Origin of the sequence: uncultured Salinibacterium sp., from assembly GCF_963974405.1 — a bacterium.
GTDB lineage: Bacteria > Actinomycetota > Actinomycetes > Actinomycetales > Microbacteriaceae > Rhodoglobus.
In genome coordinates this window covers 135566-162160 of record NZ_CAXBBH010000003.1, presented here as the reverse complement: position 1 = coordinate 162160, position 26595 = coordinate 135566, and the positions used below count along the sequence as shown (strand labels likewise).

Genomic DNA, 26595 nt, shown 5'->3' with positions numbered 1-26595 from the left:
TGGGATGCATAGCGCACTACTGGCTGCTGCTGAAGAGGGCGAAGTTATTAACCCGCTTCTTCCCGCAGATTACGACATCATTTGGTCAGCGGTTTGCTTCGCTATCATCTTGTTCTTCTTCTGGAAGAAGTTCCTTCCGGCATTGACGAAGACGCTTGATGCTCGCGCCGACGCCATCGAAGGTGGCATCAAGAAGGCTGAGATCGCTCAGGCGGAAGCAGCCGAGGCTCTCGAGCACTACAAGACTCAGCTTGCTGAGGGTCGTGCCGAAGCAGCGAAGATTCGCGAGCAGGCACGTCTTGAAGGAACCGCGATCGTCAACGAGCTCAAGGAGCAGGCGACGGTTGAGGCTGCTCGCATTACTGCGAACGCTCAAGCAACGATCGAAGCAGAACGCCAGGCGGCACTCATCTCGCTCCGCAGCGAAGTTGGCTCCATGGCCATCGACCTCGCATCGGGCGTTATCGGGCAGAGCCTGACGGATGACAAGAAGTCGTCGGCCCTCGTCGACCAGTTCTTGGCTGACCTCGAGGCATCAGAGAAGGCAAAGGCGAAGAAGTAATGGGATCAGCTACGAGAGAAGCGCTTGTCGCAGCGAAGGATGCACTCGCATCCGTCACTGCCAAGAACTCTCTGGCCACGGGCGCAGAGCTATTCAAAGCAGGACGCGTTGTGGGCGACTCCGCTCAACTTCGTGCTGTTTTGGCTGACCCTGCCGTCGACGCGAAAGACAAAGCCGCCACAGTCGGCTCGGTTTTCTCGTCGCTGAGCGCCTCAACGCGCACCGTACTTTCAGCCATCGTGAGTGCCCGCTGGTCGAGCCCTGACGATTTGCTCGCAGGAATCGAAGAGGTCGGCATTCGCGCGATCGCTAAGTCGGCTCCGGCAAAGCTCGCAATCGAAGACGAATTGTTCGCCTTCGGCTCCACCGTTGCTTCCGACGCACAGCTCGAACTCGCTGTCGGTAGCAAGCTCGGTAGTTCCGCTGCAAAGTCGAAGCTCGTGGGCTCATTGCTTAAGGGCAAGGCATCCGAGCAGACGGCACTGATCGCGGATCACCTCGTTCAGCAACCTCGCGGGCGCCGTATCGGGGAACTCATCTCCACGGCCGCTGACATCGTTGCGGACCAGGCAGGCAAGGCCGTCGCAACCATTACGACCGCTGCGCCACTCAAGGCAGCTCAGCTTGAGCGACTGCGCGCGGGGCTTGCCAGCAACTACGGGCGTGAGCTCAAGCTCAACGTTCGTCTCGACCCCTCGATTATCGGTGGGGTTCGCGTGCAGATCGGTGACGAAGTTATCGACGGCAGCGTTTCCACCAAGCTCAACGACCTCAGGATCCAACTCGCAGGCTAGCGAGTTAGCAGAACTTTCCACGGAATAGGAAAACACAATGGCAGAACTCAGCATCAGTCCGGACGAGATCCGCGACGCGCTCAAGGACTTCGTCAAGGCTTACGAGCCCGGCAAGGCCGCGACCACCGAAACCGGAACGGTCATTGACGCATCCGACGGCATCGCCCACGTCGAGGGACTCCCCGGCGTCATGGCCAACGAGCTCATCCGCTTCTCCGACGGCACCCTGGGTCTCGCCCAGAACCTCGACGAAGACGAGATTGGTGTTGTTGTTCTCGGTGAGTTCACCGGCATCGTCGAAGGCATGGAAGTTACTCGCACCGGTGAAGTACTTTCGTCGCCCGTCGGCGACGCATTCCTCGGTCGTGTAGTAGACCCGTTGGGTAACCCCATCGACGGTCTCGGCGAAATCAAGGCTGAAGGCCGTCGCGCACTCGAGCTCCAAGCTCCTGGCGTTATGGCCCGTAAGAGCGTGCACGAGCCCATGCAGACCGGAATCAAGGCAATCGACGCCATGATTCCCATCGGCCGTGGCCAGCGCCAGTTGATCATTGGTGACCGCCAGACGGGTAAAACCGCCATCGCGATCGACACCATCATCAACCAGAAAGACAACTGGGAGTCCGGCGACGAAGACAAGCAAGTTCGCTGCATCTACGTTGCAATCGGTCAAAAGGGTTCCACGATCGCAGCCGTCAAGGGCGCGCTCGAAGACGCCGGCGCAATGGAATACACCACGATCGTGGCTGCTCCCGCATCCGACCCCGCGGGCTTCAAGTACCTCGCCCCTTACACCGGTTCGGCCATCGGCCAGCACTGGATGTACGGCGGCAAGCACGTACTGATCATCTTCGATGACCTCTCCAAGCAGGCTGAGGCCTACCGTGCTGTATCGCTGCTCCTGCGCCGTCCGCCAGGGCGTGAAGCATACCCCGGTGACGTGTTCTACCTGCACTCCCGCCTGCTCGAGCGTTGTGCCAAGCTCTCCGACGAGCTGGGCGCCGGATCGATGACGGGTCTACCCATCATTGAGACCAAGGCAAATGACGTCGCTGCCTACATCCCAACCAACGTGATCTCGATCACTGACGGTCAAATCTTCTTGCAGTCCGACCTCTTCAACGCCAACCAGCGCCCCGCTGTTGACGTAGGAATCTCGGTCTCGCGAGTCGGTGGAGACGCTCAACTCAAGTCGATCAAGAAGGTTTCGGGAACGCTGAAGCTTGAACTTGCTCAGTACCGTTCGCTCGAAGCATTCGCAATGTTCGCATCCGACCTCGACGCCACCAGCCGACGCCAGCTCGCCCGAGGCGCACGCCTTACCGAGCTGCTCCGCCAGCCGCAGTACTCGCCGTTCCCCGTCGAGAACCAGGTCGTATCGATCTGGGCTGGCACCAACGGCAAGCTCGACGAGGTTCCTGTCGAAGACGTTCTTCGTTTCGAGAGCGAACTCCACGACTATCTCGCACGCAACACGAAGGTGCTCGACACCCTCCGCGAGAAGAGCGCACTCGATGACCAGCTGATCGCTGACATGGATGCTGCAGTGGACGAGTTCAAGCTTGGCTTCCAAACGGGTGAGGGCAAGTCGCTCAACTCCGTCGGTTCCGAGCAGTTCGACGAGATCGCTGAAGAAGACATCGCTCAAGAGCAGATCGTCAAGCAGAAGCGCTGAGCTTCGCACCAGTGATCATCGACCAACACGACATAGAAAGTTAGAAAGCCATGGGAGCGCAACTTCGGGTCTACCGGCAGAAAATTAGTTCTGCCCGGACGACCAAGAAGATCACACGCGCGATGGAGCTGATCTCCGCGTCGCGCATTCAAAAGGCGAAACAGCGGGTGGCTGCATCGGGTCCGTACTCACGCGCCGTAACGCGCGCCGTCTCGGCGGTGGCGACTTTCTCGAACGTCGATCACGTGCTCACCACAGAGCCAGAGAACGTCGATCGCGCCGCAGTCGTCATTTTCTCGAGCGACCGCGGCCTCGCCGGCGCCTTCAACGCCAACGTTCTTCGTGAAGCTGGAGAACTCGCGGCTCGCCTCGAGGGCGAAGGAAAAGAAGTTGTCTACTACCTCGTCGGCCGCAAGGCTGCCGGGTACTTCGCTTTCCGTAAGCGTGACGCTGAACAGATTTGGACTGGTGGCACTGACTCGCCCGAGTTCGAAACTGCGAAGGAAATTGGTGATGCGGTAGTCAACAAGTTCCTGCAGCCCGCTAGCGAAGGCGGTGTTGATGAAATTCACATCGTCTACAACCGTCTCGTCAGCATGCTGCTGCAGGTGCCCGAAGTCGTTCGCCTACTCCCGTTGGAGATCGTTGAGGGTGTCGAAGCACCCGACGAGAACGACATCCTCCCGCTCTATGAATTTGAGCCCGAGGTCGATAAGGTGCTTGACGCTCTGCTCCCCGTCTACATCGAGAGCCGCATCTTCAACGCCATGCTTCAATCTGCTGCTGCAAAGCACGCCGCAACGCAGAAGGCAATGAAGTCTGCAAGCGACAACGCAGACAAGCTCATCAACGACTACACGCGTCTGGCAAACAACGCACGTCAGTCCGAGATCACCCAGCAGATTTCCGAGATCGTGGGCGGCGCGGACGCCCTGAGCTCGGCTAAGTAAGAACCATAGATAGGGAAGCCATGACTGAAAAAGCCCCGGCCGCAAAGGCCCCAGCCAAGAAGACGCCAGCAAAGAAGGCGCCTGCGAAGAAGGCAGCCACCGCTGCTGTCGTCGCCGGCGTAGGTCGCATCGCACGTGTAACCGGTCCCGTTGTGGACGTCGAGTTCCCGCACGATTCGATCCCCGGCATCTACAACGCCCTCAAGACCAACGTCTCCATCGGCGGCGAGACCACCGAGATCACACTCGAGGTTGCTCAGCACCTCGGAGACGACGTCGTTCGTGCAATCGCGCTCAAGCCGACTGACGGACTCGTTCGTGGTCAAGAAGTTCGTGACACCGGCGAGCAGATCACGGTTCCCGTCGGTGACATCACCAAGGGCAAGGTCTTCAGCGTTACCGGTGAAATCCTGAACGCGGATGCCGACGGCAAAGTCAACGGCGAGACCGTCGAGATCACCGAGCGCTGGCCCATCCACCGCAAGCCCCCAGCCTTCGACCAGCTCGAGTCCAAGACCGAGCTCTTCGAGACCGGTATCAAGGTCATCGACCTCCTCACCCCCTACGTTCAGGGTGGAAAGATTGGACTGTTCGGTGGTGCCGGTGTCGGTAAGACCGTTCTGATCCAGGAAATGATCCAGCGTGTGGCTCAAGACCACGGTGGAGTTTCCGTATTCGCTGGTGTTGGTGAGCGTACCCGTGAAGGTAACGACCTCATCGCTGAAATGGACGAGGCAGGGGTCTTCGACAAGACCGCCCTCGTCTTCGGCCAGATGGATGAGCCGCCAGGGACGCGTCTTCGCGTTGCCCTCTCAGCACTGACCATGGCTGAGTACTTCCGCGACGTGCAGAAGCAAGACGTGTTGCTCTTCATCGACAACATCTTCCGCTTCACGCAGGCCGGTTCCGAGGTCTCGACCCTTCTGGGCCGTATGCCTTCCGCCGTGGGTTACCAGCCGAACCTCGCCGACGAGATGGGTCTCCTTCAGGAGCGCATCACCTCGACCCGTGGTCACTCGATTACGTCGCTGCAGGCAATCTACGTACCTGCCGATGACTACACCGACCCCGCACCGGCAACGACCTTCGCCCACCTCGACGCTACGACTGAGCTCAGCCGTGAGATCGCGTCGAAGGGTCTCTACCCGGCCGTTGACCCGCTCACCTCCACGAGCCGCATCCTCGACCCTCGTTACCTAGGTGCTGACCACTACCGTGTCGCTACCGACGTCAAGCAGATTCTCCAGAAGAACAAGGAACTCCAAGAGATCATCGCGATCCTTGGTGTCGACGAGCTCTCTGAAGAAGACAAGATCACGGTATCGCGCGCACGCCGCATCCAGCAGTTCCTTTCGCAGAACACCTACATGGCGAAGAAGTTCACCGGTGTTGAAGGATCGACTGTTCCCCTCAAGGAGACCATCGAGTCCTTCGATGCAATCGTCAAGGGTGAGTTCGACCACGTCGCTGAGCAGGCGTTCTTCAACGTCGGTGGCATCAACGATGTCGAAGAGCAGTGGGCCAAGATTCAGAAAGAGAACTCCTAACAATGGCAGTTCTCGCAGTGAGCGTTGTCTCCGCCGACCAGGAAATCTGGTCGGGGGAGGCAACCCAGCTCATCGCTCGTACCACCGAAGGTGAAATCGGAATTCTTCCCGGCCACGAACCGCTACTCGCGATTCTGGCCAAGGGCGAAGTTCGTGTGACGACCGCAGAAGGCAAGAACGTAACCGCGACTGCGGATAACGGCTTCCTCTCGGTTGAGAACAACACCGTAACAGTGGTGGCGAGCACCGCAGAACTGGTCTAGTTTTCTACTCATGCTGATAGCAATGGCCGGGCTTCCGGGCGCAGGAAAGAGCACGCTCGCAGAAGTTGTGGGAGCCCGGCGCAAGACCACCGTGTTGTCTGTCGATCAGATTGAGACAGCGATCCTGAAGGCCGGCATAAGCTCCGGACAACCAACAGGACTTGCTGCCTATCTGGTTGCAGAGACACTCGCAGAGTCAGTGCTGATGAACGGTAACGACATCATCATTGACGCTGTGAATGCTGTTGACCCAGCGCGCGAGCAATGGGTCAACCTCGCAGAACGCACCGGCTCAGGCATCCGCTTCATCGAAGTGGTCTGTTCCGACGAAGAACTCCACAAGGAGCGACTCGTCGAGCGCGCAGCCAAACGCGAGCTTTCAGGTGCCTCAGCGCGCGACGCAGTCGAGCAAAGCGTTGACGAGTACTCCCCGTGGAACGGAGTGAGCGGCGCCGTTGCGCGCATCACTCTCGATTCGGCGGGACCCATCGGCGTAAACGTCGAACGGGCTTCCGCGTTTCTAGACGCGTGATCATTCTTCTTCCGCCCTCTGAAACTAAACGTGACGGGGGAGATGAAAGTGCCGTGCTCGACTGGTCGCAACTCTCCTTCCCCGAGCTGACTCCGTCGAGAAAAGTTGTGACCTCGGCGGTCACAGAATTGGCCTCTGACACCGAAGCTGCCCAAAAAGCTCTCGGCATCAGTGCGAAGCAATTGTTTGAGGTGGAACGTAACCGAACGTTAGCTACGGCACCGGTCATGCCGGCGCTAGAGCGATACACAGGCGTGCTCTTCGACGGTTTAGACGCCGCGAGCATGACACCCAGTGAACGTCATTTTGCGCACAGCACCGTGGTGGTGCATTCTGCACTGTTTGGTCCTATTGGTGCTGGCGATCAGATTCCCGCCTACCGGCTTTCGCACAATTCCAAGGTGCCCGGTCTTCCGCTCAAGAAGCACTGGCGAGAGCAAGCCTCCAGAACGCTGGCTAGCCTCCCCGGCTTGCAACTGGATCTGCGCTCTGAAGCATATGCACAACTTGGTGAGACTTCAGCGAACAGCGTCTACCTGCGCGTTGTCACACCGGGTGCGGGTGGCAAACGTGTAGCGCTGAGCCACTTCAATAAGAAATCAAAGGGCATCTTCTCTCGCGCTCTGATCAGCGCCGGAATTAATCATGACTCCACGGATTCACTCTTGGCTTGGTCACGAGGCGCAGGCTTCCAACTTGAGCACGGTGCACCGGGTGAGATCGATCTCGTGGTCGAAAACGCGTAGCGGCGGCCTAGACGCGATCTCTAGCTCACGCTCGCGCCATTTTCTCAGGCCACGCGCCAGCATCCCTCGAGGTGGTCGTCGACCATCCCTGCGGACTGCATCAGCGCGTACATCGTGGTGGGCCCGACGAAACGGAACCCTCGAGCCTTAAGCGCTTTGCTCATCGCTGTCGACTCCTCGGTAGTCGCCGGAATGTCGCTCAGCGCTGACGGACGTTTCGTGCGGGGCGCCGGTGCGAAGCTCCAGAGCAGCGTGTCGAGTGCGCCGGGGGAGTCCTGACAAAGCTCAAGAGTCGCGCGCGCATTCGTGATCGCCGCTGAAACCTTGAGACGATTGCGAATGATGCGGGGGTCGTCGAGGAGGCGTGTGACGTCAGCATCGCCATACGCCGCGATTGTCGCGGCATCGAAGTGGTCGAACGCGTCTCTGATGCCATCCCGGCGCCGAAGGATCGTGATCCAGGACAACCCTGCCTGAAATGCTTCAAGCATGATCTTCTCGAACAACTTGTGGTCGCCATGCAAAGGAGCGCCCCACTCCTCGTCGTGGTAGCGGCGGTACTCTTCATCATCGCCGACCCAACTACAACGCGCCCGCCCATCGGGGCCAACAATCAGTGCTTCGCGCGCACTCACTTGTGGCTGATCCCTTCATGCTTGAGGAGCCACACTTTGGTGGGGATGCCCTCGCCTCCGCTGTAGCCGGTGATGCGCTGATTCGAAGCAAGCACTCGGTGGCAGGGCACGATGATCGGGATCGGGTTTGCGCCGACTGCACCGCCGACAGCTCGTCCAGCGGACGGTCGCCCCGTGGCCCGGCCAATATCCGCATAGGACACGGCGGAGCCGAAGGGCAGCTGATTGAGCTCGTGCCACACTGACTGCTGAAACGCTGTGCCGGCGGCAGACAGTGGAAGCTCGAAGGAGCGGCGGGTGCCCGCGAAGTACTCGGCCAACTGCTCCGCAGCAGCATCGAGAACGGCGCAGGATCGCTCGGGTTGGTCATCGTGGGGGAGGGTGCCGCCATTCTCAATTGCGAGACCCGTGAGGTGTTGGCCGTCGCTCGCGAGCTCGATTCGGCCGATCGGTGAAGGCAACCGGCGTACGAAGTCAATTGTGGTTTGCGGGGAAGTGAGCGTGTGCATGCTTCGAGCGTACGCTGCACGCCGAGAGCCCGGCTGGCATTTTTCGGACATTGCGATTCTGCGGGAACTGAGCGACTTGTGGAGGAGTGGCCTTAAATGCCGTCTTCGTTGCGGGGCTCAATGTTTATGCTCTTGTTGAGCTCGCTGATTGTAGCGTTGAGGTCTTCAAGCTGCGTCACGAGCCCATCGTAGGTCGCGACATTTGCCTCAATAGTGTCATACAGCGAATTCAACTCATCCTGACGACTAATGAGTTGGTTTCGCTCCTCATTGAACTGACTCAGAGTGGCAAAGTCACCACTATCCGCACGCGAGTTGAAGCTGTCGATGTCGGAGTTCAACGCGTCATAACCTGAGTTGTAGGTATCGTAATCGTCATCGATCGTGGTCCGCAGAGCGTCGAGTTGTTCCACGAGCTTCTTGCTGGCATCTACTTGCTCGGTGAACACCGCGTTTGACTTCTCGTGAAGCGCAACGACCGTTGCGCGGTCGGCGAAATATGTGGCGTAGTGCTCTTCAAGCTCTGGGCTGAGATCGGCGAACTCAGTACCGATAATCGAATGAAGCTCGTTCGACCGTTCTCCGGGCTCTGTCTTGGCGTAGAACTCGAGGGTAGTGGCGAACTCGGGATCGTCTTTCATGCGATCAGCTTCCGCTTCGAGCAGCGGCATCAGTCGGTCGCGCTCGTCATCCGACAGCCGATCCCAGGCTGCGTGCAGCATCTCGTGAGCAGCAATGACTTCTTCGATGCCGTCGAGCCGCTCATCCGTCACATTGAAAAGAAAGATCGACTTGCTGCTCGGGAAATAGCAACCGAGCACGCCGAAGTTCTCTTCTACGTTGGAGCACGTTGAGTTGAAATCCGGGTTCTCTTGAATCACCGGTTGGCTCGCGTAGAAGAGGAACTTTCCTTCGTCGGACATATCGGCCGAAGTGACGTACTCCGCTATCTGTGACGACGGTTCGAATTGCCACACAGCGAACTGATCGGCGATTCGCTGCTGATTCGTCAGCGCCCACACCCCGGCACCAAGTACAGCCAAGTTAAGGATTACGGCAAGCATGATCGCGATTGCGCGCGTCACAGTCATCCGCCCGCGGGTATCGCGGGGACGCAGTGTTAGCGAATTTTCCTCAGTGCTCACGGAAAGAACTCTATCCGAGCCGTGGGGTAAGAGGGAGGGCGAACGCGGTGAGTTCTAAAGACGGCTCCATGCTTCGGTCAAAACCGAACGCAGGATTGATTCTATCTCGTCGAACTCGGCAGGTCCGATCGTCAGCGGCGGTGCCAGCTGAATCACAGGATCTCCACGGTCATCCGCACGGCAATACAGCCCGGCGTCATACAGTGCTTTCGAAAGGAAACCGCGAAGCAGACGTTCGGATTCGTCGTCATTGAAGGTCTGTTTGGTTGCTTTATCCTTCACGAGCTCGATGCCGAAGAAATAACCGTCACCGCGCACGTCACCCACAATCGGGAGATCAAGCAGACGTTCAAGAGCCGCGCGGAACTTGGGCGAGTTTTCACGAACGTGTTCGTTGATATTCTCTTCCTCGAAAATATCGAGGTTCTCCAGCGCAACTGCCGCCGAAACCGGATGTCCGCCGAAAGTGTAGCCGTGGTAGAACGTCGTGGCGCCATGTTTGAAGGGCTCATACACGCGGTCAGACACAATGGTCGCTCCGATGGGCGAGTATCCGCTCGTCATTCCCTTGGCGCACGTGATCATGTCGGGGATGTAGTCGTAGGCGTCACACGCAAACATGTGACCGAGACGACCGAACGCACAGATCACTTCATCACTTACGAGCAGCACGTCGTACTCGTCACAAATCTCGCGCACGCGCTGGAAGTAACCGGCGGGGGGCGGGAAGCATCCGCCAGAGTTCTGAACCGGCTCCAAGAAGACAGCAGCCACCGTTTCGGGGCCTTCAAAGAGGATCATTTCCTCGATGCGATTAGCTGCCCACAGCCCGAACTCTTCTTCGGTGCCGTGGAAGCCCATTTCTTCAGCGCGGTAGTAGTTCGTGTTCGGCACGCGGAAGCCGCCAGGAACGAGGGGCTCGAACATCTCCTTCATGCCGGGGATGCCGGTGATGGCAAGAGCACCCTGAGGGGTGCCGTGATAAGCGACGGCTCGTGAGATGACCTTGTGCTTCGTGTGACGTCCTTGCAGTTTCCAGTACTGCTTGGCGAGCTTGAACGCAGTCTCGACCGCCTCGCCACCACCCGTGGAGAAGAAGACGCGGTTGAGATCGCCCGGCGCGTAGCCAGCCAAGCGGTCAGCGAGTTCAATGGCTTTCGGATGCGCGTAGGACCACAGTGGGAAGAAAGCGAGTTCCTCGGCCTGCTTCGCGGCGACCTCGGCGAGACGCTTGCGTCCGTGGCCGGCGTTGACGACAAAAAGTCCACTCAAGCCATCGAAGTACTTGTTGCCCTTGGCGTCATAAATGTGGTGGCCTTCACCGCGGACGATGATGGGAACTCCGTGGCCATCTTCCATCACAGACTGACGGGAGAAGTGCATCCACAGGTGGTCTTTTGCTTTTTGTTGAAGGTCGGCTTCGTCGAACTCTGACATCTCAGACACTCTCTTTAGTGGGTGGGGAAATTTGGTCGGTGGAGGGACGCTTAGCGCGTTCCCCAGTTGTAAAACTGCTTATGGAGGCGGAGGTATACGAATGTTTCCGTTGATCGCACACCCTCGATGCCGCGAATGTCGCGATTGAGAAGGTCGATGAGGTCATCATCGTTCTCGCACACCACTTCGACGAGAAGATCGAAGCTGCCTGCGGTCAGCACAACGTAGTCGACCGAGGGGAGCTTGCCGATCTTTTCCGCGACCGACGTGGTGTCTCCTGAAATTTGGATACCAATCATTGCTTGTCGGAAAAATCCGAGTTGCATGGGGTCGGTAACTGCAACGATCTGCATTACGCCAGATTCGGTGAGCTTCTGTACGCGCTGACGCACCGCTGCCTCGCTGAGGCCAACGGCTTTGCCGATCTCGGCGTACGAGCGGCGGCCATCATTCTGCAGCTGTTCGATGATCGACTTCGACACATCGTCGAGGTGAACAGGTTTGTTGGCGGAACCACGTGAGGAAGTGCTCATGTAACGATTTTGTCAGTTCAGAGCAGCTCTTGCAAGCGATTCCGTATTAAAAACGCGCTTCTGCAGTGGAAATCGGCAGTCTGAGGGTAGATTACTGCTCTGCCGCTCGGTATCGTGGAGGTATGAGCGCTCCAGACATCCAGAACTTTATAAACGGCCAGTACGTTTCGGCGCGTGCTGAAAGCGGGTTCGACGTGATCGACCCTGCCACGGAAGACAGCTACGCACACTCGCCAGTGTCATCGCGCTCCGACGTAGACGACGCGTATGCGGCCGCAGCTACGGCGTTTGAAAGCTGGGGCGAAACCACACCGGCTGAACGCCAGCTCGCTCTCTTTCGGATCGCCGACGCAATGGAGTCGCGCGCGGACGAGTTTGCCGACCTCGAATCGAAAGACACCGGCAAGCCCCGGGCAAGTCTGGTCGCTGACGAGATCATGCTCTCGGTTGACCAAATTCGCTTCTTCGCCGGCGAGGCTCGGCACCTGTCAGGTATGGCGTCTGGCGAATATATGAAAGACCACACGTCCTCAATTCGACGCGAACCAATCGGGGTAATCGGGCAAGTCGCACCGTGGAACTACCCGCTCAACATGGCTGTGTGGAAGGTGGCTCCCGCTATCGCCGCCGGAAACACCACCGTGCTCAAACCCAGCGACACGACGCCCTCAGCCACCCTGCTATTCGCCGAAATCGCGTCGGAATTTCTTCCCGCAGGAGTGTTCAACGTGCTGACGGGGGACCGCACGACGGGCGGACTCATGATCGATCACAAGACTCCTCAGATGGTATCTATTACCGGATCGGTTCGAGCGGGGATGGAGGTCGCGAAAGCGGCATCCGTCGATCTCAAGCGAGTGCACCTCGAGCTGGGCGGCAAGGCGCCCGTTGTCGTCTTTGATGACGCTGACATCCCCGCTGCTGTCGCCGGTATTGGCGCTGCGGGCTATTTCAACGCCGGACAGGATTGCACGGCCGCTACCCGGGTAATCGTGCACGCCAACATTCATGACGAGTTCGTTGCTGAGCTCGTGGCGTGGACTCGCGCGAACGCGACAACGGGTGCTCCCCATGAAGACGTGTACTTCGGCGCAGTGAACAACGCTAATCAACTGGCACAAGTCTCTCGCGTCATTGACGAACTGCCAGCTCACGCTCATGTCGAGCTAGGCGGAACGCGGCAGGGTGACCGCGGCTACTTCTATGAGGCGACGATTGTCTCCGGACTGCAGCAAGAAGATTCTGCAGTTCAAAACGAGATCTTTGGTCCGGTCATTACGATTCAGAAGTTTGCGGATGAGGCCCAGGCGCTTGAGTGGGCGAATGGCGTCAATTATGGGCTGGCTTCGAGCGTCTGGACTCGCGATCATGGCCGTGCGATGCGATTCGCTAAGCACCTCGACTTTGGTTGCGTGTGGATCAACACCCACATTCCGATCGTCGCGGAGATGCCTCACGGAGGCTTCAAGCACTCGGGCTACGGCAAGGACCTCTCGAGCTACGGCTTCGAGGATTACACCCGCATTAAGCATGTGATGAGTTTTATCGGACAAGCGTGACAGGATCCCGCAAGAACTCGTTGAGCGTGCCTAAGATTGCCGCGTGAAGCATGACTTCGATGACACAGTAACGGGGGCCCAACGGCCACACGTTCAGTCGAGCATGCCTGATCTTGATGACACGATCATCATGGGTTCGAAGCGGAGTTCGGCGGTCGTGAAGCCGTATGAGCGCCCTCCCGAGTCACATGCGAAGCAAGCGTCTCCTACGACTGCCCAGGAGGCAGCGCGCTTGCGGGCGCGCGCCGCTGCCCAGGTCACACCGCCGCGAGCTCCTGTTGTGCAGTCTGCGCCATCCGCAGCTCTCTATTACGGAGTGCAACTCGACAGCACGGGCCAGATGTATTCGCTCGAACACGCGTGCGTTTTTGGGCGAGACCCGCGACCGCCGCGCATCGTGAAAGGCATCGGACCGCGACTAGTTGCCGTGCAATCGCCGCAGCGAGAGGTCTCAGAGACGCACGTCGAAGTGCGCCAATTAGGCGGTTCAGTGATCGTGACCGATCTGCGTTCCACCAATGGTTCGATCGTTCAGCTTCCAGGCAATGCAGCACGAAAACTCCGTCAGGGTGAGTCGGTGGTGGTTTCCGCCGGCACGCTAGTGGATATTGGAGATGGAAACATTATTCGGATTCTGCCTCGGCGGCGTCTGGAGTAAGCGGGCAGGAAGGTAGCCGTGACCGAAATCGGCGGCAACAACCCGGGGCACACCATCGCCCTGCCGGGGCGAGCAGAACAGACGTATACGTTTGCGTGGGCTGCGGGCACTCATACGGGACATCGGCGCGCCGCAAATGAGGACAGTTATGTTGCGCGTTCTCCTATGTTTGCCGTGGCCGACGGCATGGGCGGTCACTCCGCAGGAGATCTGGCTAGCGCCGCTGTCGTTGAAAGACTCGATGACGCAATCACGGGTGACTTTCTTCCCGCGCGCGCTGTCGAGCGCGCACTTGAACGTGCGACGGACTATATCGGCCTCATCGCTCAAGACAGCGAACTTGGCGTGGGGACGACCGTCACTGGCGCTGTGATCACTGAGCACCACGAAGCGGCGAGCTTCGCCGTTTTCAATGTCGGCGATAGCCGTGTGTATAACTTCGAAGATGATCAGCTCGTGCAAGTAACACGAGACCACTCAGTGGTTCAGAACCTCGTCGAAGCGGGGCTTATCTCGCGTGACGAAGCCGAAGTCCATCCGGACGCCAACATCATCACTCGGGCCATCGGCTTCAACGCTGCGCCGGCACCAGACTTTTGGATGGTTCCAATCCAGCGCGACCAGCGCCTATTGATCTGTTCTGATGGCCTCACTCGAGAGGTGCCGGACGAGGAGATTGCGCGACTGTTCATGCAGCGACTTTCTCCTGATGAAACGGTGGCGAAGCTCATCGATTTTGCCTTGGAAAGTGGCGGCCGGGACAACATCACGACAATTGTCGTTGATGTGCTAGAAATACCGTCGGCGACCTAGTCGTCTAGTCCTCCATACTGAGGACAGACAATGTGACCCCAGACAAGGGGCAGAAACTGAGTTTTGAGCGCATTACTCACTTAGAATGATCGAACTCGACGACATGTTAGGGGGTTCTGTGGCTCGAAGACTGCCTTCAGATCCTCCTGCCCTGCCCGGGTTCTCTCATGTGCACGTTCTCGGATCGGGCGGGTTCGCCGATGTTTTTCTGTATGAGCAGAATATGCCTCGGCGACAAGTTGCTGTCAAGGTCATGCTCAGCGAGGTCGTCAACGACCAAGTTCGCCTGATGTTTCAGGCTGAAGCTAACCTGATGGCTCAGCTCAGCTCCCACCCCTCGATTCTCACCGTCTATCAGGCGAGTGTTTCATCGGACGGTCGCCCTTACCTGGTTATGGAACTGTGTTCCTCAACACTTAGTCAGAGGTACCGAGTCGAACGACTACCGGTGCCCGAAGTGCTGCGGATCGGCATCAAGATCGGCAGCGCCATCGAGACGGCTCACCGCGCTGGTGTTTTGCATCGCGACATTAAGCCCTCCAATATATTGACAACCGCGTATGGGCATCCGGTGCTTTCCGATTTCGGTATTGCGGCTACCCTCAGCGAGTCCGAGAACCTTGAGGCTGTTGGGATGTCTATTCCGTGGTCGGCGCCCGAAGTTCTCATGGATGAGACCGCTGGCACGATCGAATCAGAGCTGTGGTCTTTTGCAGCGACTGTTTATTCTTTGCTCGCTGGGCGTTCTCCCTTCGAAGTGCCAGGGGAGCCGAACAAGTCGACCGATTTGATTTCGCGCATCAATCGCGCCAAACCTCGCTCTACAGGCAGAAGCGACGTGCCGGAGAGCCTCGAACGCGCGCTCAACCGCGCGATGTCGCGCAAGGCAGAAGCCCGCCAAGGTAGCGTTCTCGAGCTCGTGCATGAGCTGCAGGCGGTCGAATCCGAATTGGGTCTCTCGCAAACTCCGATTGAAGTGGCGATGGATGACTGGGCTTTGGCCACCGTCGCCGAACTTGAAGACCGCACTCGGGTGCGCCCGGGGCAATCGTCACCGATGACATCGTCGCAGCGCCGCAAACGCCGAAAGCCTGCCGCTATCGACGACAATTTTGGCTCATTCGACAGCGAAGCGGCTGAAGGCAAGGTGTCACGCCGAAAGACAGGCATGAGCCCCATTCCTACAACGCGCGGTATGCAAACCGTCGCCTGGATCGGCGTTGCGCTTGCCGCATTCGTCGTCGTGCTTGGGGCGACTGTCACGTTCGTACAATTGCAATCAGGCTCGAGCGACATTCCCGTCGTCAGCGATATCTCAGCGTCAGTCTCTGACGACGTCGTGGAATTCTCTTGGCGCGATCCGGGCCTCGAACCTGGCGATTTCTACCAAATTGCCACGACTGATGGACAACCTTCGGTGCAGCAGCGCGAGCCGAATTTCGTCGTTGACGCTGAGCCCGGCGAGAATGTCTGCGTCTCCGTCACGGTTACTCGCGAAGGCAAGTCCGGCCCCGCTAGCGCGGAGAAGTGCGCGGTGTTGCCGTGATGACGCAGAGCCGTGATTAAGCGCTGGGTCGAGGCGCGCCGCTCTACAGCGATCGGCGTGGTGAGTGTCTCTGCGATCGTAGCGCTAGTCGCTACGGTCGCGATTGTGTCGACAGGGTATACCGCTCAACAGGTTGACTTGGCCGACGGCGCGGTCTGGGTGGCCAATAACCAACAGCAGGCAATTGGGCGCGCAAACACTGAAGTTCTTGAGATCAACTCTGTCGTCAGCGCTCAAAGCGCTGATCTGGACGTCGTGCAGCAAGGTCAAAGCGTTCTGCTGTTCGATAGATCCGAGAGTTCTATCGATGTCATCGACCCCGCCCTTTCGCAAGTAGAAGAGAGCGTCGCGCTTCCGCCCAACCAGCCCGAAGTGTATTTCGCGGGCGACAACGTTGTGGTACTAGAACACGGCACGGGCGAATTGTGGATTAGATCGTACGATGACTTTTTGAACTTTGATGCGGAATCTCCCGCATCGTTGAGTCTGGGTGCCGATGCCATTGTCAGCGTGGATGAAGACGGCCTTCTCTTTGCCTATTCTCCGTCGGCTGGCCAATTATTCCGGGTGAATGCGGCGATTTCAGACATCGCCGAGTCCACCGTAGATCTTGCACTTGATCCCGAAGCTGAATTGAGCATCACCTCGGCTGCAGGCCAGTGGGCAATTCTCGATTCGGATGCCGGATTGCTGCATATGGACGGGCGTGAAGTTGATCTCACAGGACTCGTGGATGGCGGCAACGGCACGATTCTGCAGTCTCCCTCCGTGGGTGGAGAACGAGTGCTTATTGGTTACAGCAACGGAGTTCTGAGTGTTCCCCTGAACGGTGCCGCGGCGGTCGGGCTAGCCACGGGACAGTCAGGTCTCGCAGCGGCTCCATTGCGACTGGGAGAGTGCGAGTTTGCGGCATGGTCGAGTGGTGAAAATTGGCGACGGTGTCCCGCGGATGCAGGCGAGGGCGTCATGCTCGAACTCAGTGAGATGCAAGCTAACGCTCAGCTTTCGTACTCAGTAAATGGATCTCGCGCTGTGCTCAACGATCGGCTATCTGGCCGTACCTGGGCTGTGCAAGACGGCGGCGAGCTCATCGATAACTGGAATCAACTAATCACTGCTGAAGACGAAGAGCCTGAGGTCGAGCAGAACCTTGTCGATGTCGAGCCTGAGGTCGACAAAGTTCAGCAGCCTCCGGTCGCCGTCGACGACACCTTCGGTGCGCGGCCCGGCCGCGCAACCGTTTTGCCGGTGCTGCTGAACGACTACGACCCCAACGGCGACGTCCTCGTGGTCGAGGAGCTCCCGACGATTAGCCCAAGTATCGGTCGAATCGACCGCATAAACGAGCGACAGCAAATCCAGCTAACGCTCGAGCCGGGCGCCAGCGGCGAAGTCGCGTTCAATTACACGATCAGTGATGGACGCGGCGGGTCGGCCAGCGCGAGCGTCACTGTAGAAATTCGCTCGGACTCGGAGAATTCGCCGCCGCAACAAGTGCGCGCCACTAAATTCACCGTTCAATCGGGTGGCCGTGTGTCGAATCAGATTCTCGGCGACTGGGTAGACCCAGACGGAGACCCGTTCTATCTCACGAACGCCTCCGTTGCTTCGCCCGATGTCGTGAGCTATAAACCAGGCGGCGACCTCGTCTTCTCCGATTCTGGCGCGGGCGGAGAACTCAAAGTCGTCACGCTCGTTGTCTCGGATGGCACAAGTGAGAGCTCCGGAAGCGTATCGCTGTCGGTGAAGCCCGCGGGCGAAGTTCCCATCGAGGCCGACCCCTTCGTGGTGCTCGCCTACGCAGGCAAAGAAGTTACGGTGTCTCCGCTAGGCCATGTTCGCGGTGGGAACGGCAACATCCGGCTCACTAGCGTTCCGTCCAAGACTGGGGCGCAAGTCCTCCCGAGCTACGAGACAGGAACGTTTCGTTTCGAGAGTGACGAAATCCGCAGTCATAACCTTGAATACGTCGTCACCGACGGAAACCTTACCCACACTGCGATTGTGCGAATCGATGTTGTAGCGCCTCCGGACGCCAATACTGCACCAATCACGGTGCCTAAGACAGTCTTCGTGCAGACTCTTCAGAACGAGCGAATCGACGTTGCCGGAACGGACGTCGACCCGGCTGGCGGTGTTCTCCTCGTCACGGAGACGATGAACCTTCCTGTGGGCTCTGGGGTGCGGGCGGAAATCCTTGAACAGCGACTTGTTCGCGTGAGCTTGGAAGCCCCGCTAGACGACGGTCCGGTGAGTTTCAACTATCGCGTGAGCAACGGACTGGCGGATGCTGTCGGTGTGATTACGGTCGTCGAAATTCCAGCACCATCCCGGCTGCAGGCACCGATCGCTAATGACGACTCGGTAACGGTTCGCGTTGGCCAAGCTGTCGATATCCGCGTTCTTCTCAACGACGAACATCCCGATGGGCTGGAACTCTCGCTCGTGCCAAAGTTGGCGCAAGACCTGCCCGATGACTCTGGTCTTCTCTTTGCCTCTGGAGATGTGCTGCGCTACCTTGCTCCCGAGCGCACGGGTAACTTCACTGCCGCATATCAAGTAGCCGGACCAGACGGACAGTCCGCGACAGCGATCGTGCGCATTGCTGTGCGGGAGCTCGACGCAGCCAGCAATAACCCTCCGGTTCCGCCGACGGTGACGGCCCGAGTTCTCGCGGGCGACACCGTGCGCGTGCAAATTCCCTTGACTTCTGCGGACCCCGACGGCGACTCTGTGCTCTTGCTCGGCCAGGCGACGAACCCCAATAAAGGCGCGGTCATCGAGGTCGATTCCAATACGTTTGTGTACGAAGCGGGAGAGTATTCGGCGGGTACTGACACGTTCAGCTACACCCTGATTGACTCGCTCGGGGCTCGAGCAAACGGCGAAATCACTATCGGCATTAGTCCTCGACTCGACGGGGCTCGCAACCCTGTTGCGATCATCGATGAGGTGACGGTTAAACCAGGAATCACGGTTTCTGTTCAGGTTCTCGCGAATGACTCCGATCCTGATGGCAGCCCGCTGTCCGTCGTATCAGTAGAGCCAAACAATCCTGATACTGTCGCCGAAATCGACGGCGACGTGGTCAAAGTCACTCCTGGGGAAACTCCCGGTGACTACGGCATCATTTACTCGATTGAGAACGAGACCGGCGGATCGAGCCAGAACTTTATCCGTGTCACGGTCGACCCTGATGCAGAGCCAGCCTATCCCGTGGCTACCGACAGCGTTTTGACTCTTTCGGATGTTCTTGATCGTAATCGCGTGACAGTCGACGTGCTCGCTGGCGTGTTCTTCGCCGATGGTGACCCGCGAACATTGTCGCTGGGCATCTACCCGGGCTTTGGAGACGCAGCGACAGTTACAACAGACAAGAAGATTGAAGTCACTGTCGGAGACACCGGGCAGATCATTCCCTTTCGTGTGACGAACCCCGCCGACCCTACAGTTTTCAGCTACGCCTTCATCAAAGTTCCGGGTTATAACGATGCCCTTCCACAGATTGATCGCCGAGCAAAGAAATTGAGCATCAACAGCGAGAGCACTCTCGTGATCGATCTCAACGACTACATCATTGCGGTAGGTGACAACCCCGTGCGCCTTACCGATTCCAGCACGGTTCTCGCCACTCATAGCGACGGTTCCAACCTCGTTCGCGACGAGGACACCCTCGTTTTCACTTCAGCGGAAAAGTACTTTGGGCCCGCATCCATCTCTTTTGAAGTGACTGATGGTAGCTCCGCGACAGATCCAGATGGACGCACCGCCATCTTGGTTCTTCCCATTGAGGTGCTTCCTCGTGACAACCAAGCCCCCGTGTTCGGGGGTGCCGTCATCGACTTCGAGCCCGGTCAAGAGAAGGAGATTGATCTTCTCAAATTGACCAATTATCCGTACCCGGATGACCTTGATGAGCTCGCCTATACCGTGCTGAGTCCGCTGCCCGAAGCATTTACCTATTCCCTCAAGGGCACGATGCTGACGCTGCGCGCGAACGACAGCGCGTTCAAAGGAACACGCACGTCGATCTCGCTCGGGGTTCAAGATGATCTTTCTGAGGGAAAATCTGGGCGCATCGAACTCAACGTAGTGCCATCAACCCGGCCCCTGGCTAGCCCGGCCGCTGACCTTGAAATCGTCAAGCGTGGCGAAACTACTGTGATCGATGTGCTCGCTAATGACGCATCCACAAACCCGTTTCCCGGAGCACCGTTGCGCGTGATCGACATCCGCGGCCTTGGTGGGGGCACGATTCCTGCGGGACTTTCAATCGTTCCGAGCAGCGACAATCGCACTCTCACAGTGACTGTTTCTGCAGCTGCGGTTCCCGGTGACGTTAACCTCCAGTACCGCGTAGCTGACGCCACGAACGATGAGAGTCGCTACGTCTGGGGAAGCGTCGTAATCTCAGTGCAAGACAAGCCCGATCCTGTTTCTAACCTTGGGCCAAGTGGGTTTGGCGACAAAACCATCATGATGCGCTGGAATGCAGGGCCGTCCAATAACTCGCCCATTACTTCGTATCGTGTGACGACACGGTCAGGCGGCGTTGTTGTGAATGCTACCGAGTGCGCAGGAACGACGTGTGAAATTGCAACGACGGGCAACGGCCCATCCAACTCTGTGAAGGTTAGCGTCGTTGCGGTGAACGCGATCGGTGAGTCGGAAGCGGTCACCCTCGCTGACTCTGTATGGTCGGACATCATTCCGACAGCTCCGACGACTCTGAGCGCATCGCCGCTCGACCACGGGCTGCGCTTGACGTGGAATGCGGTGCCCACTCCTGCGGGAGGTTCCGCAGTAGATCGCTACCGTGTTGTCGTTGGCGGTTTCGAGACGACGCTGGGTCTGGCCCAGTGCGATGCTTCAACGTGTATTTGGGAGACACCATCGACATGGGTTCTCGATAATGGTGTCGCTGTGTCGTACACGGTCAGTGCGCGCAACGCTGCCTACACGGCGCTCTCCGTGTGGAACACCAGCGAACCGCGAAGCGCTGTACCCGCGGGACCGCCCATTGCACTTGCTGCCCCAGTGGCGTCGGTCGTCAACGACACAACAGTCAACCTGAGTTGGGCTGGTGCGTTCAACGAGAACGGCCGCCCGGTGACCTCCTACACGGCGGCTGCGTACACGGGAACGCAACCGACGTGCGCGGCGAATGGAGCGATTACGAGCAATGGGGCAAAGCTTGTTGCTGTAGGCACGGGATCGTCGGCGACGCTTTCTGGGCTTGCCCCCAACAGCACCTACACGATGCTCGTATTCGCAAGCAACGGCGAGGGGTGCACCGCGACGCCGACAGTGATCGCACACACCCCGCCAGCGGTGGTCACCGCACTCAATACTGCCGGTCCCGTTGCTAACGGAAACCGATTCGACTTCACGATGAACGGCGGAATGATGGGGGCCAACCCCCTCGACAGCGACTACACCCTCTACTACCGCTTAAGCGGAGGGACAGTTCCCGGAACGATCTATGGTCCGGTCGCGCTTGGCTCGTTCCTGACAGCGGATGGCAATCAACAGTATGGCCAGGACATTTCTGTTGAGGTGAGAGCGTGCCGTAGCTACGGCTCCGGACCCATTTGTCAGCCCGAGTGGTCGGCGGCGTTTTCCCTCGGCGTGCCCGTGAATCCCGCAGTAAGCGGTCTCGCTTTCACTTCCGACAACGATGTGCTCAACGCGAGTGGAACCTTCTCATGGCTCAACTGGCCCAGCGGCGATTACGAGAGCGTGCAGTATCGTTGCGGCGGCGCCACTCTCGGGCCGTGGCAGACGGCAGATACTAGCGTTCCAGGGGCAAGCTGCCATGCTGACGTTGGCTTGCTCGAAACTCCCACCCTCGTTATCCGCGTGATAGCCAATAGCGGCCAAAGTTACGAGAGAACATACAGCGGATATGACTATGACTAGAGGTGCACTATGACCATGACCCCCGACGAAGCCGCATGGTTCGCAGAGAGCTTCAACCGACTTGTGACAAACGTTGAACAGGTCCTTCTCGGCAAGACCTTTGTAGTGCGCCTTGGCTTCACAGCATTGCTGAGCGAAGGCCATCTCCTCCTCGAGGACTACCCCGGAACGGGAAAGACCTCGTTCGCACGCGCTATCGCTCAAAGCGTCTCGGGAACGACGAACCGCATCCAGTTCACCCCTGACCTGCTTCCGGGAGACATCACGGGCGTGAGCATTTTTGATCAAAGGGAGAACGAATTTGAGTTCCACCCGGGGCCGGTCTTTTCGAACATTGTTCTTGCCGATGAAATCAACCGTGCTAGTCCCAAGACTCAAGCTGCTCTTCTTGAAGTGATGGAAGAGGGCCAAGTTACCGTCGACGGCGTGACGCACCCCGTGGGATCGCCGTTCATGGTGATTGCAACACAAAACCCCATTGAGCAGGCTGGAACGTACCGGCTGCCGGAAGCACAACTTGATCGCTTTCTCATGAAGGCGTCCATTGGTTATCCCGACCGCGCTTCCACGATGCGAATTCTTGATGGTGCTGACGTTGCAGCGCACTCAGTGACTATTGAGCCTGTCGTAAGCGCGGAGCTTGTGGTGGAGATGGCACAACTAGCCCGCACGGTGCACGTCGACCCCACGATCAACGACTATGTAAGCCGACTCGTCGAAGCCTCACGTAGCGCAACAGAAGTGCGCCTCGGGGTGAGCGTGCGCGGTGCCCTCGCACTCATGCGTGCAGCGAAGACGCTCGCGGCATCCAATGGTCGTCACTACGTTGTCCCTGACGATGTCAAGGCTCTCGCTGAATCGGTGCTGGCTCATCGCCTAGTTATCGACGCCGAAGCTGAATTCGAGGGCGTTACTGCTTCTAGCGTTATTGCGCAGATCCTCATCGAGAACCCACCGCCGACAGAACGGCAAGCCGTGTGAGTTCACTTCTTAACCGAGTCGCCAAGGGGAAATCGAAACAGTCCGTAGCGGAGAAATCAGATCCGGGCGGAGAACGGTCGCGCCCAGACGAGGATTATCCGACCGCAATCCGAGGTCTTGACAACGCGCGCACGCGCATCGTTGGATACCGCACGGGGTTTCTTGCTGATCTCATCGTGACGTCGGTTCGCTTTGTCATTCTCGCTCGCGGCATCCTCTCGCGTTTCTCGAAGCGGGTCACATCCGTAATTACACCCGTCGGGTGGGTCGTACTATTGCTGATCCCGATCACCTTGTCGGTCGGGTACTCGATTTCGTGGAGTGAGCTAGTCGTGGTGGGCTTCGCGCTTATCGCTCTCGCGCTCATGGCGGCGATTTATCTTTTGGGGCGCAGTCACTTAGCTATTAGCCTTCGAGTCGATCGCCAGCGAGTGGTCGTGGGAGAGTCAGCTAGTGGCGAAGTGCACGGCCTCAACGAAGGAAAACGGCGCAGTCTCGGAGTCATCGCGGAGATCCCTGTAGCGTCGACGGTTGCTGAGGCTGTATTGCCCAGTCTTCGCCCTGGCGGATCATCCGCCCATGAATTCCCGATTCCGACCAACCGCCGTGGCGTTATTTCCGTTGGCCCCGTGCGCACTGTTCGAGCCGACCCTGTGGGGCTTGTGCGCCGAGAGTTGGTGTGGACCGACTCCTCAGAGATATTTGTGCACCCACGAACTATCAGCATCCCGAGTGTAAGCACCGGACTCATCCGTGATCTTGAAGGCAACCCGACCAAAGACCTCGCTAACAACGACATTTCTTTTCACGCGCTGCGTGAATACGTCCGTGGAGACGAACGACGCAACATCCACTGGAAAACTACGGCGCGAACCGGTCGATACATGGTGCGACAGTTTGAAGAGACTCGACGAAGTCATCTCGTTATTGCACTGAGCCTCGCAAGCGCGGACTATGAAAACGAGTACGAGTTCGAGATGGCCGTCAGCGTTGCTGGCTCGCTCGGAGCGCAGGCTATCCGCGACGCGCGAACTGTCACTGTTGTTGCGAGTGAGCAGACACCGCAGTTTGCGAAGCGCAAAATTTTTGCTGTTCGAACGCTATCGACACTTACCGGAACGCGATTGCTGGATGACCTCACACGAGTTCATAGCGCCGACACAGCACTGCGCCTGATCGATGTTGCGCGAGTAACCTCCGAGCAAACCAGCGGCGTATCGGTTGCGTTTCTTATTTGCGGGTCGACGGTGACGTCACAGCAGCTTCGAGCAGCATCAACGAAGTTCGCGGCGAATGTCGAAGTCGTAGCTATTGTGTGTGACCCCCAAGCGGTGCCCGGACTGCGTCGTGTTGCCGGGCTGAGCGTGCTCACCATTGGCTACCTCGAAGAGCTCAAGCGAGCTCTCGCGCGATCGGCGGGTGCATGACAAAGCCTGCGTCTCTATCCTTCGTCGTGGTCTCTGGGATGTTGCTCTGGTTGACGATCGCGATCTCGTCTGCTGCGCTCTGGCCGATTTACCGCACACCGGCCCTCACTATTCTGATAGCCGCAGCTATCCTCGCTGGTTCTCTTGTTGCCGGGATTGCGCTGTGGCGCTCGTGGTCATTTCTCGCCACCTTCCTCGTCGCGATCGCAATCTTTCTGATTATTGGGGTTCCGGTAGCGGTACCGTCGGAAACTCAGTTTGGAGTCGTGCCCTCGCTTGAGGGTCTTCGCGATCTGGTGGCCGGAGTCGCGCTCGGCTGGAAACAGCTGTTGACGATTTCGCTGCCGGTGGGGGACTATCAGGCACTTCTCGTACCTGCCCTTGTACTGGTCTATTTCGGCACAGTGGTGTCGCTGAGTATCGCCTTCCGCGCACGGGTCGCAGAACTCTCAGTGGTGCCATCCATCGTCATTTTCATCATGGCTATAGCTCTCGGGCCGACCTATCCCGATCAGCCTCTTGCCTTATCTCTCATGCTTCTCGTCGTGATTGCCCTGACACTGGTGTGGTTCCGTTGGCGCCGGCGTCGGGACACCGTAAACGCCCTTGAAGCTGCGATGGATGAAGCCGGAGTTGCGCGTCGCAAGCGCGAGTTTGGATTCGCGGGAGTTCGTACTGTCATCAGCGCTGTCGTTATTCTCGCAATCGCGTCAGTTCTCGCGTTGACGGCGGCACGTGTGGCACCGCCTACAAACGACCGATCGGTTTTGCGCACGGCAATCGTCGAGCCCTTTGATCCTCGCGACTACGTCAGCCCGCTGTCTGGTTTTCGACGCTATTGGCAGCCGAGCACGGCCAACTCCGTGCTGTTTGAAGTGTCTGGGGTTCCTTTGGGGACGCGGGTGAGGCTCGCTACCCTGGATAGCTATAACGGGGTGGTTTATGCAGTGGGGAGCGACCAAACGTCGAGCGCGTCCGGCACCTTCTCTCGAGTTCCGTCGCGCTTTGATCAATCAGCGGTAGACGGCGAAAACGTCAGTATGACGATCACCATTTCTGGTTACTCCGGAGTGTGGCTTCCGACGGTGGGACTCTTCGAGGAACTTGATTTTGAAGGTGAGCGGGCCGCTGACCTCCGAGATTCCTTCTACTACAACAAAGTTTCCGGCACTGCAGCCGTGGTTGACGGCCTAGAGCGAGGCGACACCTACACGTTCGAGGGCGTTTCCCCGCGACAACCCAGCGAAGGTGAACTCAGTTCCCTGACTCCCGGTCTAGCCGAGGTTCCTCCGATCATGGCGTCGCCGGAAGAACTCACTGAAAAACTCGACCAGTACGTGCGCGGGTTCACCTCGCCGGGTGATCGCCTTGAAGCCATGCTTTCCGGTCTCGCCGCTGAAGGATATGTAAGCCATGGCGTTGGCGTGGACGAACCAGCAAGCCGGTCGGGTCATTCTGCCGACCGTCTCGTGGAGTTGGTGACGGCGCCGCGCATGATCGGTGACGGGGAGCAATACGCTGTCGCGGCATCCACGATGGCGAACGAGCTAGGATTTCCGGCCCGCGTAGTACTCGGCTTTGTGACGTCAGATCCGCAGATTCGCGGTGACGATGTTTCTGCGTGGATCGAAGTTAACACGGCGGAGTACGGCTGGGTCACGATTGACCCGAACCCGCCGCTTCGAGAGATTCCGGATGAGGACCCTGATGACATCGCGCAGGTTGCGCGGCCTCAGACAGTCGTCCAGCCGCCGGATATCGAATCTGACACAACAAATCGGCAGTCGAATCCTGATAGCGAGCAGGCGTTGCAACCTGGAGCGGACCCCGTGCTCCAAGCAGTTCTTGCTGCGCTGCGCATCGCGGGCTGGGCTGCGCTTGTATTGTTAGCGCTTGCGGCACCGTTCTTGCTCATCATTGCCGCGAAGCTGCGACGTCGCCAATTGCGCAAACGTGCTGAGTCGAGCATTGACCAGATCAGTGGTGGCTGGCAAGAGTTCGAGGATTCACTCATCGATCACGGCTATGCGCCGCCGGTTTCGGGCACACGAACGGAGGTTGCGGCGGTGATGGCGACGCCTGATGCGCGTGACCTTGCCGAGCACGCTGACCGCGCTATTTTCTCGGGGGTTACTCCCGAAACCGCTGAAGTGGACGCGTTCTGGACAAAGATGGCGCAGTTGGAAACCCAACTCAACTCTGGACTGTCGCGCTGGGCGCGATTCTTGACCAAAATATCGCTGCGATCGCTCGGTGGCTATAGTGTGACAAGTCTGTTTAAGCGATAGAGGACTACCCGTGAATTGTTCTTTCTGCGCGACGCAACTGCCCGACGACGCTGTGTACTGCGCTGAGTGTGGGCGG

General features: G+C 58.4%; 21 protein-coding genes. 16 read left to right on the top strand and 5 right to left on the bottom strand.

Annotated elements, in window-relative coordinates:
• Nucleotides 1-4 precede the first annotated feature (4 nt).
• Genes AACZ26_RS12000 through AACZ26_RS11965 form a run of 8 tightly spaced genes read left to right on the top strand, consistent with a single transcriptional unit; the run spans nucleotide 5 to nucleotide 7069 of the window.
• The gene (locus tag AACZ26_RS12000) at nucleotides 5-562 is read left to right on the top strand and encodes a F0F1 ATP synthase subunit B (protein WP_339621875.1); all 558 of its coding nucleotides are present in this window, start codon (nucleotides 5-7) and stop codon (nucleotides 560-562) included.
• Complete coding sequence (locus AACZ26_RS11995) at nucleotides 562-1356, top strand: F0F1 ATP synthase subunit delta (RefSeq protein WP_339621874.1); 795 nt, start codon at nucleotides 562-564, stop codon at nucleotides 1354-1356. The genes AACZ26_RS12000 and AACZ26_RS11995 overlap by 1 nt, the downstream gene beginning before the upstream one ends.
• A gap of 37 nt (nucleotides 1357-1393) precedes the next feature.
• Nucleotides 1394-3031 (top strand): F0F1 ATP synthase subunit alpha, encoded by a 1638-nt coding sequence (gene atpA, locus AACZ26_RS11990; RefSeq protein WP_339621873.1) that lies wholly within the window; start codon nucleotides 1394-1396, stop codon nucleotides 3029-3031.
• A gap of 50 nt (nucleotides 3032-3081) precedes the next feature.
• Nucleotides 3082-3981: a F0F1 ATP synthase subunit gamma gene (locus tag AACZ26_RS11985; protein ID WP_339621872.1), complete on the top strand. Its 900-nt coding sequence runs from the start codon at nucleotides 3082-3084 to the stop codon at nucleotides 3979-3981.
• Nucleotides 3982-4001: 20 nt separating this feature from the next.
• Nucleotides 4002-5528, top strand: a complete 1527-nt coding sequence (gene atpD, locus AACZ26_RS11980; protein ID WP_339621870.1) for a F0F1 ATP synthase subunit beta — start codon at nucleotides 4002-4004, stop codon at nucleotides 5526-5528.
• A gap of 2 nt (nucleotides 5529-5530) precedes the next feature.
• Entirely contained in the window at nucleotides 5531-5791 is a 261-nt protein-coding gene (locus AACZ26_RS11975) for a F0F1 ATP synthase subunit epsilon (RefSeq protein ID WP_339621869.1), read from the top strand.
• Between the two features lie 10 nt (nucleotides 5792-5801).
• Nucleotides 5802-6323 (top strand): ATP-binding protein, encoded by a 522-nt coding sequence (locus AACZ26_RS11970; protein ID WP_339621868.1) that lies wholly within the window; start codon nucleotides 5802-5804, stop codon nucleotides 6321-6323.
• Nucleotides 6320-7069, top strand: coding sequence for a peroxide stress protein YaaA (locus AACZ26_RS11965; protein ID WP_339621867.1), 750 nt, complete (start codon nucleotides 6320-6322; stop codon nucleotides 7067-7069). The genes AACZ26_RS11970 and AACZ26_RS11965 overlap by 4 nt, the downstream gene beginning before the upstream one ends.
• Nucleotides 7070-7113: 44 nt before the next feature.
• Here the strand turns inward: AACZ26_RS11965 and AACZ26_RS11960 are convergent, their stop codons facing one another.
• From AACZ26_RS11960 to AACZ26_RS11940, 5 genes are all read right to left on the bottom strand, one after another.
• Nucleotides 7114-7704 carry a DNA-3-methyladenine glycosylase I gene (locus tag AACZ26_RS11960; RefSeq protein ID WP_339621865.1) on the bottom strand — a complete coding sequence of 197 codons (591 nt, stop codon included), beginning with the start codon at nucleotides 7702-7704 and terminating at the stop codon, nucleotides 7114-7116.
• Nucleotides 7701-8213 (bottom strand): methylated-DNA--[protein]-cysteine S-methyltransferase, encoded by a 513-nt coding sequence (locus AACZ26_RS11955; protein WP_339621863.1) that lies wholly within the window; start codon nucleotides 8211-8213, stop codon nucleotides 7701-7703. Before AACZ26_RS11955 ends, AACZ26_RS11960 begins: the two co-directional genes overlap by 4 nt.
• Nucleotides 8214-8305: 92 nt before the next feature.
• A complete protein-coding gene (locus AACZ26_RS11950; RefSeq protein WP_339621862.1) occupies nucleotides 8306-9358 on the bottom strand; it encodes a hypothetical protein in 1053 nt (350 codons plus the stop codon).
• 54 nt (nucleotides 9359-9412) lie between these two features.
• Entirely contained in the window at nucleotides 9413-10795 is a 1383-nt protein-coding gene (locus tag AACZ26_RS11945) for an aspartate aminotransferase family protein (RefSeq protein ID WP_339621860.1), read from the bottom strand.
• Nucleotides 10796-10845: 50 nt separating this feature from the next.
• Nucleotides 10846-11328 (bottom strand): Lrp/AsnC family transcriptional regulator, encoded by a 483-nt coding sequence (locus AACZ26_RS11940; protein ID WP_339621858.1) that lies wholly within the window; start codon nucleotides 11326-11328, stop codon nucleotides 10846-10848.
• 122 nt (nucleotides 11329-11450) lie between these two features.
• Here AACZ26_RS11940 and AACZ26_RS11935 point away from each other — a divergent pair, with 122 nt between their 5' ends.
• From AACZ26_RS11935 to AACZ26_RS11900, 8 genes are all read left to right on the top strand, one after another.
• The gene (locus tag AACZ26_RS11935) at nucleotides 11451-12887 is read left to right on the top strand and encodes an aminobutyraldehyde dehydrogenase (RefSeq protein WP_339621856.1); all 1437 of its coding nucleotides are present in this window, start codon (nucleotides 11451-11453) and stop codon (nucleotides 12885-12887) included.
• Between the two features lie 43 nt (nucleotides 12888-12930).
• Complete coding sequence (locus tag AACZ26_RS11930) at nucleotides 12931-13545, top strand: FHA domain-containing protein (RefSeq protein WP_339621854.1); 615 nt, start codon at nucleotides 12931-12933, stop codon at nucleotides 13543-13545.
• 18 nt (nucleotides 13546-13563) lie between these two features.
• Entirely contained in the window at nucleotides 13564-14358 is a 795-nt protein-coding gene (locus AACZ26_RS11925) for a protein phosphatase 2C domain-containing protein (RefSeq protein WP_339621853.1), read from the top strand.
• A 118-nt stretch (nucleotides 14359-14476) separates the two neighbouring features.
• Nucleotides 14477-15904: a protein kinase gene (locus AACZ26_RS11920; RefSeq protein ID WP_339621851.1), complete on the top strand. Its 1428-nt coding sequence runs from the start codon at nucleotides 14477-14479 to the stop codon at nucleotides 15902-15904.
• 12 nt (nucleotides 15905-15916) lie between these two features.
• Nucleotides 15917-21823 carry an Ig-like domain-containing protein gene (locus tag AACZ26_RS11915; protein WP_339621848.1) on the top strand — a complete coding sequence of 1969 codons (5907 nt, stop codon included), beginning with the start codon at nucleotides 15917-15919 and terminating at the stop codon, nucleotides 21821-21823.
• A gap of 9 nt (nucleotides 21824-21832) precedes the next feature.
• Nucleotides 21833-22804, top strand: a complete 972-nt coding sequence (locus AACZ26_RS11910) for a MoxR family ATPase (protein ID WP_339621846.1) — start codon at nucleotides 21833-21835, stop codon at nucleotides 22802-22804.
• A complete protein-coding gene (locus tag AACZ26_RS11905; RefSeq protein WP_339621845.1) occupies nucleotides 22801-24231 on the top strand; it encodes a DUF58 domain-containing protein in 1431 nt (476 codons plus the stop codon). The genes AACZ26_RS11910 and AACZ26_RS11905 overlap by 4 nt, the downstream gene beginning before the upstream one ends.
• Nucleotides 24228-26519, top strand: coding sequence for a transglutaminase domain-containing protein (locus AACZ26_RS11900; RefSeq protein ID WP_339621844.1), 2292 nt, complete (start codon nucleotides 24228-24230; stop codon nucleotides 26517-26519). Before AACZ26_RS11905 ends, AACZ26_RS11900 begins: the two co-directional genes overlap by 4 nt.
• Nucleotides 26520-26595: the final 76 nt, after the last annotated feature.

Excerpts from the sequence above, each read along its gene's own strand:
- AACZ26_RS12000 (WP_339621875.1), top strand. The coding sequence starts at position 5 with ATGCATAGCGCACTACTGGCTGCTGCTGAAGAGGGCGAAGTTATTAAC.
- AACZ26_RS11995 (WP_339621874.1), top strand. The coding sequence starts at position 562 with ATGGGATCAGCTACGAGAGAAGCGCTTGTCGCAGCGAAGGATGCACTC.
- atpA (WP_339621873.1), top strand. The coding sequence starts at position 1,394 with ATGGCAGAACTCAGCATCAGTCCGGACGAGATCCGCGACGCGCTCAAG.
- AACZ26_RS11985 (WP_339621872.1), top strand. The coding sequence starts at position 3,082 with ATGGGAGCGCAACTTCGGGTCTACCGGCAGAAAATTAGTTCTGCCCGG.
- atpD (WP_339621870.1), top strand. The coding sequence starts at position 4,002 with ATGACTGAAAAAGCCCCGGCCGCAAAGGCCCCAGCCAAGAAGACGCCA.
- AACZ26_RS11975 (WP_339621869.1), top strand. The coding sequence starts at position 5,531 with ATGGCAGTTCTCGCAGTGAGCGTTGTCTCCGCCGACCAGGAAATCTGG.
- AACZ26_RS11970 (WP_339621868.1), top strand. The coding sequence starts at position 5,802 with ATGCTGATAGCAATGGCCGGGCTTCCGGGCGCAGGAAAGAGCACGCTC.
- AACZ26_RS11955 (WP_339621863.1), bottom strand. The coding sequence starts at position 8,213 with ATGCACACGCTCACTTCCCCGCAAACCACAATTGACTTCGTACGCCGG.
- AACZ26_RS11945 (WP_339621860.1), bottom strand. The coding sequence starts at position 10,795 with ATGTCAGAGTTCGACGAAGCCGACCTTCAACAAAAAGCAAAAGACCAC.
- AACZ26_RS11940 (WP_339621858.1), bottom strand. The coding sequence starts at position 11,328 with ATGAGCACTTCCTCACGTGGTTCCGCCAACAAACCTGTTCACCTCGAC.
- AACZ26_RS11935 (WP_339621856.1), top strand. The coding sequence starts at position 11,451 with ATGAGCGCTCCAGACATCCAGAACTTTATAAACGGCCAGTACGTTTCG.
- AACZ26_RS11910 (WP_339621846.1), top strand. The coding sequence starts at position 21,833 with ATGACCATGACCCCCGACGAAGCCGCATGGTTCGCAGAGAGCTTCAAC.
- AACZ26_RS11900 (WP_339621844.1), top strand. The coding sequence starts at position 24,228 with ATGACAAAGCCTGCGTCTCTATCCTTCGTCGTGGTCTCTGGGATGTTG.